This is a genomic window from Roseateles cavernae (assembly GCF_040187885.1).
GTDB lineage: Bacteria > Pseudomonadota > Gammaproteobacteria > Burkholderiales > Burkholderiaceae_C > Roseateles_E > Roseateles_E cavernae.
In genome coordinates, this window is record NZ_JBDPLH010000002.1 from 696,236 (window position 1) to 709,282 (window position 13,047).

General features: G+C 67.0%; 9 protein-coding genes. 4 read left to right on the forward strand and 5 right to left on the reverse strand.

Annotated elements, in window-relative coordinates:
* Positions 1-107: 107 nt before the first annotated feature.
* The 3 genes from ABGI63_RS10155 (at position 108) to ABGI63_RS10165 (ending at position 5,280) form a co-directional block, all read left to right on the forward strand.
* Positions 108-1,580: a DNA recombination protein RmuC gene (locus tag ABGI63_RS10155; RefSeq protein WP_349742306.1), complete on the forward strand. Its 1,473-nt coding sequence runs from the start codon at positions 108-110 to the stop codon at positions 1,578-1,580.
* Positions 1,577-2,764 (forward strand): MFS transporter, encoded by a 1,188-nt coding sequence (locus ABGI63_RS10160; RefSeq protein WP_349742307.1) that lies wholly within the window; start codon positions 1,577-1,579, stop codon positions 2,762-2,764. Before ABGI63_RS10155 ends, ABGI63_RS10160 begins: the two co-directional genes overlap by 4 nt.
* Before the next feature lie 242 nt (positions 2,765-3,006).
* Positions 3,007-5,280 (forward strand): TonB-dependent receptor, encoded by a 2,274-nt coding sequence (locus ABGI63_RS10165; protein ID WP_349742308.1) that lies wholly within the window; start codon positions 3,007-3,009, stop codon positions 5,278-5,280.
* A 28-nt stretch (positions 5,281-5,308) separates the two neighbouring features.
* On the opposite strand, the gene ABGI63_RS10170 is transcribed toward ABGI63_RS10165, so the two are convergent.
* Positions 5,309-6,220: a dienelactone hydrolase family protein gene (locus ABGI63_RS10170; RefSeq protein WP_349742309.1), complete on the reverse strand. Its 912-nt coding sequence runs from the start codon at positions 6,218-6,220 to the stop codon at positions 5,309-5,311.
* 153 nt (positions 6,221-6,373) lie between these two features.
* On the opposite strand from ABGI63_RS10170, the gene ABGI63_RS10175 reads away from it, so the two are divergent.
* Positions 6,374-6,874 carry a DUF192 domain-containing protein gene (locus ABGI63_RS10175; protein WP_349742310.1) on the forward strand — a complete coding sequence of 167 codons (501 nt, stop codon included), beginning with the start codon at positions 6,374-6,376 and terminating at the stop codon, positions 6,872-6,874.
* Between the two features lie 54 nt (positions 6,875-6,928).
* On the opposite strand, the gene ABGI63_RS10180 is transcribed toward ABGI63_RS10175, so the two are convergent.
* The 4 genes from ABGI63_RS10180 to ABGI63_RS10195 form a co-directional block, all read right to left on the reverse strand.
* Positions 6,929-8,941: a M3 family metallopeptidase gene (locus tag ABGI63_RS10180; protein ID WP_349742311.1), complete on the reverse strand. Its 2,013-nt coding sequence runs from the start codon at positions 8,939-8,941 to the stop codon at positions 6,929-6,931.
* A 4-nt stretch (positions 8,942-8,945) separates the two neighbouring features.
* Positions 8,946-9,806 (reverse strand): bifunctional methylenetetrahydrofolate dehydrogenase/methenyltetrahydrofolate cyclohydrolase FolD, encoded by an 861-nt coding sequence (folD, locus tag ABGI63_RS10185; RefSeq protein ID WP_349742312.1) that lies wholly within the window; start codon positions 9,804-9,806, stop codon positions 8,946-8,948.
* Positions 9,807-9,868: 62 nt separating this feature from the next.
* Entirely contained in the window at positions 9,869-10,492 is a 624-nt protein-coding gene (locus ABGI63_RS10190) for a response regulator transcription factor (protein WP_137944538.1), read from the reverse strand.
* Positions 10,489-13,041: a PAS domain-containing sensor histidine kinase gene (locus ABGI63_RS10195; RefSeq protein WP_349742313.1), complete on the reverse strand. Its 2,553-nt coding sequence runs from the start codon at positions 13,039-13,041 to the stop codon at positions 10,489-10,491. Before ABGI63_RS10195 ends, ABGI63_RS10190 begins: the two co-directional genes overlap by 4 nt.
* Positions 13,042-13,047: the final 6 nt, after the last annotated feature.

Sequence of the window (13,047 nt, forward strand, 5' to 3'; positions counted from 1 at the left end):
GCAGGGGCCGCGACCTGCAGAGGCGGTGCTCGATCTGCTCACGCGCTTCCATTCGCAAGCCGCCCACCGCTGCCGGCGCCGTGCTGCGCGCCTGAGACAATCCGGCGATGAGCTTGATCGATGTCTTGTTGCTGGGCCTGCTGGCCCTGGTGCTTGTCTTGTTGCTGTGGCTGGCGTGGGCGCAGCAGCGGCGTCGGCAGGAGCAGGGCGCCGAGCTGGCGGCTTTGCTGGCGCCGGTGGTGCAGCAGAGTTCGGAGCGGCTGGAGCGTTCGCTGCGCGACGAGCTGACCCGCAGCGCCGGCGGCACCCGCCAGGAATTGCTGGCCACCCTGGCGCAGTTCCAGCAGACCCTGCTGACCCAGGGCGGCGATGTGGCGCGCACGCAGAACGAGCAGATCGACAGCTTCCGTGTGCAGCTGGGCGGCCTGCAGCAATCGCTGTCGGCCCAGGCGCTGGCGGCCCGCGAGGCGCAGGACGCGGCCGCGCTGCGCGGCGCGCAGGCCCAGACCCAGGCGATGCAGCGCCTGTCGGACACGATGAGCGAGCAGCTGAAGGCGCTGTCGCAGGCCAATGAACTGCGACTGGCCGAGGTGCGCCAGACCGTCGAGCAAAGGCTGACCGCGATCCAGCAGGACAACGAGAAGAAGCTCGAGCAGATGCGTGCCACCGTCGACGAGAAGCTGCATGCCACCTTGGAGCAGCGCCTGGGCGAGAGCTTCAAGCAGGTGGCCGAGCGGCTGGAGCAGGTGCACAAGGGCCTGGGCGAGATGCAGAACCTGGCCCGCGATGTCGGCTCGCTGAACCGGGTGCTGACCAATGTGAAGACGCGCGGCATCTTCGGCGAGGTGCAGCTGGCCGGCCTGCTGGAGCAGGTGTTCACGCCCGAGCAGTACGCGTCGAACGTGGCGACGATTCCGGGCAGCGCCGAGCGGGTCGAGTTCGCGATTGCGCTGCCGGGCCAGCGCGATGACGGCAAGCCGCTGTGGCTGCCTATCGATGCGAAGTTCCCGCGCGAGGACTATGAGCGCCTGCTGGAGGCGCAGGAGCGCGCCGATGCGGCCGGTGTCGAGGCGGCGGGCAAGGCCATCGAGAGCCGGCTGCGGTTGGAGGCGAAGACCATCCGCGAGAAATACATCGCGCCGCCGCACACCACCGACTTCGGCATGCTGTTCGTGCCGACCGAGGGCCTGTATGCCGAGGCGTTGCGCCGGCCCGGCCTGATGCAGGCCCTGCAGACCGAGCACAAGGTGATGCTGGTCGGCCCGACCACCCTGCTGGCCACGCTGACCAGCTTGCAGATGGGCTTCCGGACCCTGGCGCTGGAGAAACGTTCGGCCGAGGTCTGGGAGGTGCTGGGCGCGGTCAAGACCGAGTTCGGCAAGTTCGGCGATGTCTTGGCCAAGACCAAGAAGAAGCTGGAGGAGGCCAGCAACACCATCGATGCGGCCGAGACCCGCACCCGCGCGATGACGCGCAAGCTCAAGAGCGTCGAGGCCTTGCCCGACGAGGCGACGCAGAAATTGCTGAAGCTGGGCCTGCCCGAGAGCGCCGACGAGGGCGATGAGGGCGACGCCTCTTGACGAGTGCTGCCGAACCGGCCGATCTGCGCCTGGCCTTTCCCTGGCTGATCGCGACGCTGATCGCGGTCCATGCCTGCATGGCCGTCACGCGGGTGGCGGCCAGCCTGTGGGTGCTGGACCAGGGTTATGGCGAGTGGACCGTCGGCGTGCTGCTGAGCCTGTTCGCGCTGGCGCCGCTGTTCCTGTCGCTGTGGGCCGGCCGGTTGGCCGATCGACACGGCTTTCACCGGCCGGTCGGCATCGGCGTGCTGATGGCGTTGCTGGGAGCGCTGGTGGCGCTGGGCTCGCAGTCGCTGTGGGCCATCACGTTCAGCTGCCTGCTCAGCGGCGGCGCGATCAGCGTCGCGGCGGTGGCGATGCAGCGCGAGGCCGGGCTGATGGCCGACAACCCGTCCGAGTTGAAGCGGGTGTTCAGCTGGGTGGCGCTGGGACCGGCGCTGTCGAATGCCTTGGCGCCGGTGGCGGCCGGCGTGCTGATCGACCATGTCAGCTTCCGCGCCGCCTTTGCGCTGGCGGTGCTGCTGCCGCTGCTGGCCTGGGGTTTTGCGCTGCGGGTGCCGCGCCATGCGCCGCGCCAGACCTCGGCCCAGGCGGGCGCTGCCGCCCGGCCCGCCTGGGACCTGCTGCGCCAGCCGGCGCTGCGCAACCTGCTGCTGCTCAATATCGTGCTGTCCGCTGCCTGGGATGCGCACAGCTTTGTCGTGCCGGTGGTGGGGCATGCCCGCGGCCTGTCGGCCTCCAGCATCGGCCTGGTGCTGGGCAGTTTTGCGGTGGCCGCCACCGTGGTGCGCCTGGCCATCGTGCGCTGGGCCCAGCATCTGGACGAGCTGAAGGCGCTGCGCGCCGCGATGGCCCTGGCCACCGTGATGCTGATGGTCTATGCCTGGCTGCCGGGCACGCCGGGGCTGATGCTGGGCTCGGCCCTGCTGGGCATGGCGCTGGGCTCGGTCCAGCCGATGGTGCTGGCGATGCTGCACCAGGTGACGCCGGCGGACCGCCACGGCCAGGCCCTGGGCCTGCGCATGCTGGCGACCAATGGCGCGACGATCGCGATGCCGGTCGGCTTCGGCCTGCTGGCGGCCGCGACCACCGCCGCTGCGCCGCTATGGCTGATGGCGGCCCTGCTGCTGGCCGCGCAGGCGGCGGCCGCGCGCATCGCACGGGCTCGCGACGCCGAGTCCTGAACCGCGTACCCGGCGGGTAGCCGTGCCTATGCTGGTTTTCCTGGGTGTGGCTGCCGCGCGATTTTCGTGCGTATAGCGACTATCCCGATGTACGGCACCGGGCGCCGTGGCTAGATTGGTTGCACCGCAACAGCAAACGTTTGCGGTCATTTTAGGCCGTGTCGGCCTGCCTCGTGAGCGGCCACGGCGGCGCATGGAGCAGGTCGGCATATCGATGCGACCGCCCTCAACCGGATTCAGCGATGACATACCACCGTACCTTCAGCCCGAGCCTGATTGCGCTCGCGCTGGCCTCCGCGTTCCCCGTGGCTCAAGCGCAAAGCAGCGCACCTGCGGCCGAGTCCAAGAAGGACGCCACCCAGCTGGAGGCCGTGATCGTCACCGGCAGCCGCCGGGTCGAGAACCTGAAGGATGTGCCGATGTCGATCTCGGCGATGAAGGGCGAGGAGCTGGAGGCCTACAACGCCAGCGGGCAGGACATTCGTGCGTTGTCGGGACGCGTCCCTAGCTTGAACATCGAGTCCGACTACGGTCGCACCTTCCCGCGTTTCTACGTGCGCGGCTTGGGCAATATCGATTTCGACATGAATGCGTCCCAGCCCGTGGGGCTGGTCTATGACGACGTCGTTCAGGAGAGCATTGCGCTGAAGGGCTTCCCGGTCTTCGATATGGAGCAGGTCGAGTTGCTGCGCGGCCCGCAGGGTACTTTGTTCGGCCGCAATTCGCCGGCCGGCGTGATGAAGTTCGACTCCGCCAAGCCGGGCAAGCGCCTGGAGGGTTATGCCAATCTGAGCTACGGCCGCTGGAACGCGGTCAACGTCGAAGCCGCCGTCAACGTGCCGCTGAGCCAGGACTGGCAGATGCGCGCGGCCGGTCTCGTGCAGCGCCAGGACGACCGTGTGCACAACCCGCTGCCCGGTGCCACCTCTGACCTCGAGGGCTACACCGACAAGGCCATGCGTCTGCAGGCTGCCTACAAGAACGGCAGTTTCTCGGGCCTGTTCAAGGTTCAGGCGCGCGACTACAAGGGCTCGGCGACGACCTTCCGCGCCAACATCATGAAGCAGGGCACCAACGACCTGGTGGACGGCTTCGACTACAGCTATTACCCCACCGACGGCTACAACTCTCAGACGCTGAGCTCCAGCGAGGTCAGCGCGCGGCTGCGCTGGGACTTCGGCGGCATGTCGCTGTACTCGATCACCGCCCATGACCGTGCCAAGTTCTACAGCCGAGGCGACGTCGACGGTGGCTTTGGCGCCTCCTTCGCGCCGCCCTCAGGCCCCGACTACGGCGGCCAGAAGGCGAACATTCCCTTCGACGCGCAGACCGCCGACGGCATCCCCTACCTGCGCCAGACCACGCAGGAGTTCCGGCTGCAATCCAATACCAGCGACCCGCTGCAGTGGATCGCCGGGCTCTACTATTTCAACGAGAAGCTGCAAGTGGACAGCTTCAACTTCGACACATTTGCCGCCGGTGACCCGCAGAACGGCTATGCGGTGCAGTACCAAGAGGCCAAGTCCTGGGCCGCATTCGGCAATCTGAACTATGCCGTGACGACCGACTTCAAGATTCGCGGCGGGCTGCGCTACACCGATGACAAAAAAGACTTCGAGGCGTCCCGTACTCAGACCCCGTTTGGCGGTGCCAACGTCGGTCCGCTGACCACCCGTCCCAAGTCGACCAACTGGAGCTGGGACCTGGGGGCCAACTACAACCTGGACAAGGCCACCAGCCTGTTTGCCCGGGCCGCGACCGGCTATCGCGCGCCGTCCATTCAGGGCCGCGTGCTGTTTGGAGATACGCTTTCTCAGGCCAAGTCTGAAAGAGTGCTGTCCGTCGAAGCCGGTTTCAAGACGGACCTGCTGGACAACACCGCCCGCCTCAGCGGCACCGTGTTCAAGTACCGCATGAAGGACATGCAGCTGACCGCCAGCAGCGGCCAAGTCAACCAGAATGTGCTGCTGAACGTCGCCAAGGCCGAAGGCCAGGGCTTCGAGCTGGATGCCCAGGCGATCATCGCTCGCAACTGGCGCACGACGCTGGGCTTCTCATACAACGACACCAAGATCAAGGACGCTGACCTCTTCACACAAACCTGCGGCGCACCATGCACCTTGCTTGATCCGATCAAGGCTGGCACCAATCCGAGCGACAAGATCGTCTCCATCAATGGCAACCCGCTGCCGCGCGCGCCCAAGGTCGTCTGGAACTGGACACTGAAGTACAGCACCGAACTTGGTGCCGGCGAGCTGTCTGTGCTGACCGACTGGGCCTACAAGGACAAGTACAACATGTTTGCCTACGAGGCGGTCGAGTACCGCGCCAAGGCGGCACTGGAAGGCGGCTTGCGTGTGGGCTACGGCTGGAACAATGGCAAGTACGAGATTGCCGCCTACTCGCGCAACATCACCAACCATATCCAGACCGTGGCCGCCATCGCGTTCAACAACCTGACCGGCATCGTGAACGAGCCGCGCAGCTACGGCCTGCAGTTCAAGGCCACCTACTGAGCCTGGGCACAGCGGCTGCGCGCGGTCTTCAGAACCAGTCGCGCAGCTGCTCCACATAGTCGGGCGGCAGGATGTGGCCGCCGGCAAAGCGCAGATGCTTCTTGCCCGGGCCGCCCAGGGCCGCGAAGAAGCTCAGGTAGGCGCTGCTGTCGGTGTACTCATCCTTGTCGGCGCTGAGCAGCCAGACCCGTTTGTCGGCCAGGCCGGGCAGCAGATTCTTGACCGCCACGGCGGCCAGCTTGTCGTCCAGCAGGATGGGCGCGATGGCGGCGACATCGCCGACCCGCGCGTCCACCCCGGCCAGAAGCAGCGCGTTCTGTCCGCCCATGCTGTAGCCGGTGGCCTTGATGTGGCGCGCATCGATCTGCGGCAGACGGGTGACCCAGTCCAGCAGCAGCCGGTGATCGCGCACCGTGTCCACCAGCATGGCCTCATAGGGTTCGCGCCCGCCCCAGAGGTGCAGATCGTCCATCAGCTGTTCGATATCGACCTTGGGGTTCTTGCGTTCGCCATGGCGGCGGGCGTCGATGGCGATCACCGCATGGCCGCGCTGCAGGGCCAGCTCGGTGAGCTTGTGGGTGTGCTCCAGGGTCTTGCCGCCCTTGTACTCGGCCTGCCACCAGCGCCAATGGCTGCGTCCCATGCCATGCATCGCGATCAGCAGCGGGAAGGGGGCGCTGGCCGTGGTCGGATCGCTGGGGTAGCTGATGCGGCCGTTGACGATACTGCCGTCAAAGCTGGTGAAGCTGAAGTCCTGGGCCAGCGCCTTGATCGGCGCCAGCTTCAGGGCCAGGTCTTGCGGCGGGCTGTAGGCATAGCGGGCCTGGAGCTCGGCCGCGCTGATCTGGTAGGGCTTGAGCCCGAAGAGGCTCCACCACAGCGCGGCGATCAGCGCGATTCCACCGAGCAGTCCCATGGCGATCCTTGTGCGTCGTTTCATATGCGGCCTTGTTGGCATCAGCATAGAAAGCGGGCCGTGAAGGCGGCGTGAGCGGGGCTGCGAGCAATTTGCTACAACTCTTGCGACTTGAGCCGGTGCTCTTTGGCACGGCCTCCGCTAAGGTGGCGGCCTTTTGCACGCAATCCTTCCCCCATGAGCGAATCTGCCTCCCAATCCGGCGTCGCGCTGCCGTCCGAGGGCTGGCGCCTGGTGGACCGCGAGGCGCCACCGGGCGATGCCGGCGACACCGTGCCCGAACCCACCGCGCCGTCGGAACTGCCGCGCCCGGCCGGGCTCGTGAGGCTTTCTGCTCCCAACCTGCCGCTCAAGCTCAACGGCCGGCTGACCGCCTACAGCGTGCGCAAGGTCCGGCACCGCTGGCTCAGCTCGCTGGCCCCCTGGCGTGACCGCCGCCTGGGCGACGCCTGCGGCCTCTGGCTGGCGCCCTGCAATGTGGTCCATACCCTGGGCCTGTGGCATGCGGTCGACGTGGTGTTCCTGAAGGCCGACGGCACCATCGCCCGGGTTGCCAAGCGGGTGCCGCCCTGGCGTTTCGTCAGCTGCAGCCGGGCCAGCTCGGCGCTGCGCCTGCGCGCCGGCATGGTCAAGCTGCTGCGGCTCAAGCCCGGCATGGCGCTGGACCTGACGACCTGAATTCTGTCCGGGCGACCCACCCGTCCCCAGGGCGGGCGGGCCGACCGGCTCGCCTCAGCTCATGCCCTGGTGGCGCAGCAGTGCGTCGATCTTGGGCTCGCGGCCGCGGAAGGCCTTGAAGCTGTCCATCGCGTCGCGGGCGCCGCCGGCTTCCAGGATGCTCTGCAGGAAGCGTTCGCCGGTGGCCGGGTTGAACACGCCTTCTTCCTCGAAGGCGCTCCAGGCGTCGGCGCTCAGCAGTTCGGCCCATTTGTAGCTGTAGTAGCCGGCCGAATAGCCACCCGCAAAGATGTGCGAGAAGCTGTGCTGGAAGCGGTTGAAGGGCGGCGGCGGCAGCACCGCCACCTCGGCACGCACCTCGTCGAGCAGGCTCTGGATGCCGGCTTCGCTGCCCACCTCGGCATGCATGCGCATATCGAACAGCGAGAACTCGATCTGGCGCAGGGTCTGCAGCCCGCTCTGGAAGTTCTTCGCGGCCGTCATCTTGTCGAACAGCGCGCGCGGCAGCGGCGCGCCGGTGTCGACATGCTGAGTCAGCTGCTGCAGCACCTCCCATTCCCAGCAGAAGTTCTCCATGAACTGGCTGGGCAGCTCCACCGCATCCCACTCGACGCCGGAGATGCCCGACACGCCCAGCTCGTTCACCTGGGTCAGCAGATGGTGCAGGCCGTGACCGAACTCGTGGAACAGGGTCGTGACATCGTCATGCGTCAGCAGGGCCGGCTTGTCACCGACCGGCGAGGCGAAGTTGCAGACCATCTGTGCCACCGGTGTCTGCTGCACGCCCTCGGGCCGCGCCCAGCGGCTGCGCACCTCGTCCATCCAGGCGCCGGGGCGCTTGCCAGGGCGGGCGTAGAGATCCAGGTAGAACTGGCCGACCAGTTCACCCTGGCGGTCCAGGCGATAGAACTTGACGGTGTCGTGCCAGACCTCGGCGGCCTGCTCGACGATCTTCACATTGAACAGGCGCTCGATGATGTCGAACAGGCCCTGCAGCACGCGCGGCAGCGTGAAGTACTGCTTGACCTCCTGGTCGCTGAAGGCATAGCGGGCCTCCTTCAGGCGCTCGGAGACGAAGGCCGTGTCCCAGGCCTGCATCTCGGCCAGGGCCAGGTCTTGCGCGGCGAAGGCGCGCAGCTCGGCCAGGTCCTTCTCGGCGAAGGGGCGGGCACGGCCCGCCAGGTCGCGCAGGAAGTCCAGCACCTGGGCCGGCGAGCTGGCCATCTTGGCCACCAGCGAGGCCTCGGCGAAGTTCCGGAAGCCCAGCAGCTGCGCCTCTTCCTGGCGCAGCATCAGCAGTTCCTGCATCAGTGCGCTGTTGTCGAGCTCGGCAGGTCCGAACTCGCTGGCGCGCGTCACGTAGGCACGGTAGAGCTTCTCGCGCAGCGCGCGGTCGGTGCCGTACTGCATCACCGGCATATAGACCGGGAAATGCAGGGTCAGCTTGTGGCCGTCCTTGCCCTCGGCGGCAGCGGCATCGCGGGCGGCCGTGACCACATCCGGCGGCACCCCGGCCAGCTCCTCGGCGCTGGCGTAGTAGGCAAAGCCGTCGGTCGCGTCCATCACATGCTCGGAGAATTTCTGCGCGAGTTCGGCGCTGCGCTCCTGGATCGCGGCGAAGCGCTCTTTGGCGGCGCCCTGCAGCTCGGCGCCGGACAGCACGAAGTCGCGGATCCAGTGCTTCAGCGCCTGCTGGCGGGCCGGGTTCAGGCCGGCCGCCGTGGCCTTGATGGCCTTGTACTTGGCATAGAGCTTTTCATCGGCACCCAGGCCGGTGTAGAACTCGGTGACGGGCGGCAGCATCGCGTTATAGGCCTCGCGCAGCTCGGGCGTGTTGGCGACGGCGTTGAGGTGGCCGACGGCGCCCCAGGCATGGCCCAGGCGCTCGGTCGCGACGCTGAGGATGCGGGCCAGCGTGTCGTAGTCGGCCGGTGTGTCCTCGGCCGTGGCCGTGTTCAGCGCCGCCTGGGCCTGGGCCAGCAATTCGGCGATGGCCGGCTGGATGTGCTCGGGTTTGATGCTGGCGAAGGCCGGCAGCGGGGCGGTGGAGAGCAGCGGATTCGTCATGGCTTCAGGCCTTGTTGGCGGCGACACGTTCGGCCGACTCTAGCGTGTTGACCAGCAGCATCGTGATGGTCATGGGCCCGACCCCGCCGGGCACCGGGGTGATCCAGCCGGCCACTTCCTTGACGCTGGCGAAATCGACATCGCCGCAGAGCTTGCCTTCGTCGTTGCGGTTCATGCCCACATCGATCACGATGGCGCCGGGCTTGACCATGTCGGCGGTCAAGACATTGCGCTTGCCGACCGCGGCGACGACCACATCGGCCTGGCGGGTGAAGGCGCCGATGTCCGGCGTGCCGCTGTGGCAGACGGTGACGGTGGCATTGGCCTGCAGCAGCAACAGGGCCATCGGCTTGCCGACGGTGTTGCTGCGCCCGATCACGACCGCATGCTTGCCCTTCAGCGACACGCCGGTGCTCTCGATCAGCTTCATGCAGCCGTAGGGCGTGCAGGGGCGAAAGCCCGGCAGGCCGGTGAGGGTTTCGCCGGCCGACAGCACCGAGTAACCGTCCACGTCCTTGGCGGAGGAGATCGCTTCGATGACCTTGTGCGGGTCGATGTGCTTGGGCAGCGGCATCTGCACCAGGATGCCGTGGATGCTGGGGTCATTGTTGAGCGCTTCGACGCGGGCCAGCAGCTCGGCCTCGCTCAGCGTGGCCTCGTACTTCTCGAGCACCGAGTGCAGGCCGTACTCCTCGCAGGCCTTGACCTTGTTGCGCACATAGACGGCGCTGGCCGGGTCTTCCCCGACCAGTATCACAGCCAGGCCGGGCTTCAGCCCTTGAGCCGTCAGCGCGGCCGCGCGTTGCGCCACCTCGGCGCGGATTTGCTTGGACAGGGCGTTGCCGTCGATCAGTTGTGCGGTCATGTTTGTGCTTCCGGAAATGCAACGAGGCCGCATTCAGCGGCCTCGTCAGTGGTCATTCGAATTCAGGCCTTGGCCGGCGCGCCGAGCGCAATCTTCAGCAGATCGGCCACCGTGTTGGCGTTGAGCTTTTCCATGATGTTGGCGCGGTGCGCCTCCACCGTCTTGATGCTGATGCCCAGGTCGTCGGCGATCTGCTTGTTCAGGCGGCCGGCGACGATGCGCTCCAGCACCTGGGCTTCGCGCGTCGTCAGGCGCGACAGCAGGGCGTCGCGGCTGGCGGCTTCCTGATGGGTCGAGAAGGCGTTGCGGGCCTGGTCCAGCATGCGCTCGACCAGGGCCAGCAGCTCGTCTTCCTTGAAGGGTTTCTCGATGAAGTCCATCGCGCCCTTCTTCATCGTCTGCACCGCCATCGGCACATCGCCGTGGCCGGTGATGAAGACCACCGGCAGCGGGCTGCGGCGCTCCAGCAGGCGGTCCTGCAACTCCAGACCGCTCATGCCTTCCATGCGGATGTCGGCGATCAGACAGGCCACTTCGCGCGGGTCGTAGCGGCTCAGGAAACTCTCGGCGGAGTCAAAGCACTTGACGCGGTAGTCCTTGCCTTCCAGCAGCCATTGCAGGGAATCCCGCACGGCCTCGTCATCGTCAACAACGTAGACGTTACCCTTCTTCGGAATCAGACTCATGGTGTCGCAGCAGTGTTCGTAGCAGTGCCCGAGGGCTCGGGGCGCGGGATGTCTACCGGGATGGTGAAGGCGAACCGGCACCCCACAATAGCCGCACCATTGTATAAGTTCTCGGCCCTGATCCGGCCCTGGTGGGACTCGACGATGGACCGGCATAACCCTAGGCCTATGCCCAGTCCGTCGGCCTTGGTCGAGAAGAAGGCCTCGTACATGCGCTCGATCACCTCCTCGGGCAGGCCCGGGCCCATATCGGTGACGCTGAACTCGATATGGCCACCGAGCTCGGGCGTGTGTTTAGGGATCACTCTCAGTTCGATGTGGCGGCGCGACACCGGCAGGCCGGCGTTGTCGATCGCCTCGGCGGCGTTCTTCAACAGATTCAGCACCACCTGCTCGATCAGGATCGGGTCCACCATCAGCGGCGGCAGACGCTGGGCCACATAGGTGTGGATCGCGACATTGCGGCGGCGCAGCTCGATGCCGGCCAGCTCGACCGCGTCCTCGATGATCTCGGGCGCGCTGGAGGCCTGGCGCTGCGGCTCGCTGCGCTTCACGAAGTTGCGGATGCGGTGAATGATCTGGCCGGCGCGCTGGGCCTGCTTGGCGGTCTTCTCCAGCGCGGCCAGCAGATCGTCCTTCTGGATCGCGTCGTTGCGCACCCGCGAGACCATGCCGTTGCAGTAGTTGGTGATCGCGGTCAGCGGCTGGTTCAGCTCATGGGCGACGCTGGAGGCCATCTCGCCCATGGTCATCAGCCGGCTGGTCACCTGCGCCTTCTCGGCCTGCTGCGCCGACAGCATCTCGGCGTGGCGGCGCGCGGTGATGTCGGTGGCGATCAGCATCTGGGCCAGGCGGCCGTCGGTCCACTGCAGATAGCGGGCGCGCACATCGAACCACATCTCCAAGGTGTCGATATAGACCTCGCGCGGGTCGGAGCCGACCTCGGTCAGCTGCTGGGCCGGCAGGCCGCCGTAGTCGTCGACCTCTTCGTCCGTTTCCGGTTCGGCCTCGCCGCGGCCCAGCTGGCTGCCGGCCAGCACCGCATGGCCCTTGGGGTCGGCGCCGAACCAGAGCCGGTAGCTGCGGTTGGCGAACAGCAGCTCGCCCTGCTGCACCGACAGCACCGAGACCGCCGCGTCCAGGCCTTCCAGCACCGTGGTGAAGCGCTCGTGCGAGGCGCTGAGCTGGTCGCGCACGCGCTTGGCCTCGGTGATATTGGTCATCGAGGTCATCCAGCCGCTTTGCTTGCCCTTGGGGTCGATCAGTGGCGAGACATACATGCGGGCATCGAAGATGGTGCCGTCCTTGCGCATCACCTTGACCTCGGCGCCGCCCGAGGGGCTGCGGCCCTGGACTTCCTGCTGCAGCAGCCGCGAGTTCTCCTCGTAGCGGTCGGTGGGCCAGTAGGGGAAGGGCGGTTTGCGGCCGATCAGCTCGGCCTCGGAGAAGCCGGTCATCGCACAGAAGGCCGGGTTCACATAGGAGATGCGCGACTCCATGTCCATGGCCCGCATGCCGGTCAGCATGGAGTTCTCCATCGCGCGGCGGAAGTTGGTCTCGCTGGACAGCGCGGTCTGGATCTGCAGGCGCCGGCGCATATGCTTCCAGGTGCCCAGGAGCATCCACACGGTCAGCACCGACAGCGCGACCACCATCCAGAACAAGGTGTTGGAGATCAGACCGATCGAGGTGCGGTAGCCCTGGCCACGCAGGATCAGTCCGTTCAGCGCCGGCGCCAGCGGCACGTCATGCATGATGGAGGCGCGCTGCAGGCGCTGGCCCGGCATCGGTGTCACGGTGCTGCTGACGATCTGCTCGCGGCCGTCCAGCACCGCCACCGGATGGCGGGCCGCCACCTCGGACGGCACCGAGTAGCGCAGCAGCGCCTCGACCGAGTATTCGGCGATCAACACGCCCGAGAAGCCGCTGCGGTCGATCAAGGGCACCTGGACCTGGAACACGGTCAGGTTGTTGAAATCGTTGAAGGCCAGCGAATAGGTCGGCTGGCGCCTGTCCTTGGCGGCCTGGAAGGCCAGCTCGGGCGCGCTGGATCGCTCGGCCATCGGCATCGACGGGTCGCGGCCGTCGTCGCCCATCAGGCTCTCGGCCTGGAAGCCGGCGGCGCTGACGCTGGCGCGGCGCTTGCGCTGGTTGTTCAGCCAGGTGACGTGGGTGATCTCGGGCCGGTCGCGGGCAAAGGCCGAGGCCTGGGCGGTGAATTCGTGGGCATCGACCGCGCGGGTGACGATCTCCCGGGCGATGCGCACCAGCTGTTCCTGGTTCTCGATCAGGCGCAGCCGGATCTGCTGCTGGGCGATTTCGGTGTCGCGCTTGACGGCCTCGGCCTCGCGCTCGATCTCCTCGTTACGCAGATACCAGAAGGCCAGGATGATGGCCGCGAGGAAGAGCATCACCGAGATCAGCGGGCCCAGCGTGGCGAAGCGGTCCTGGCGCGACGGCGACTGGCGCCGCCACCAGGTGGCGATCAGGCGCTGTAGCGGGAGAGTGGCGCGGCGCAGCGCGCCCTTGATGGCGAGGCGGGAAAGCATGGCCCG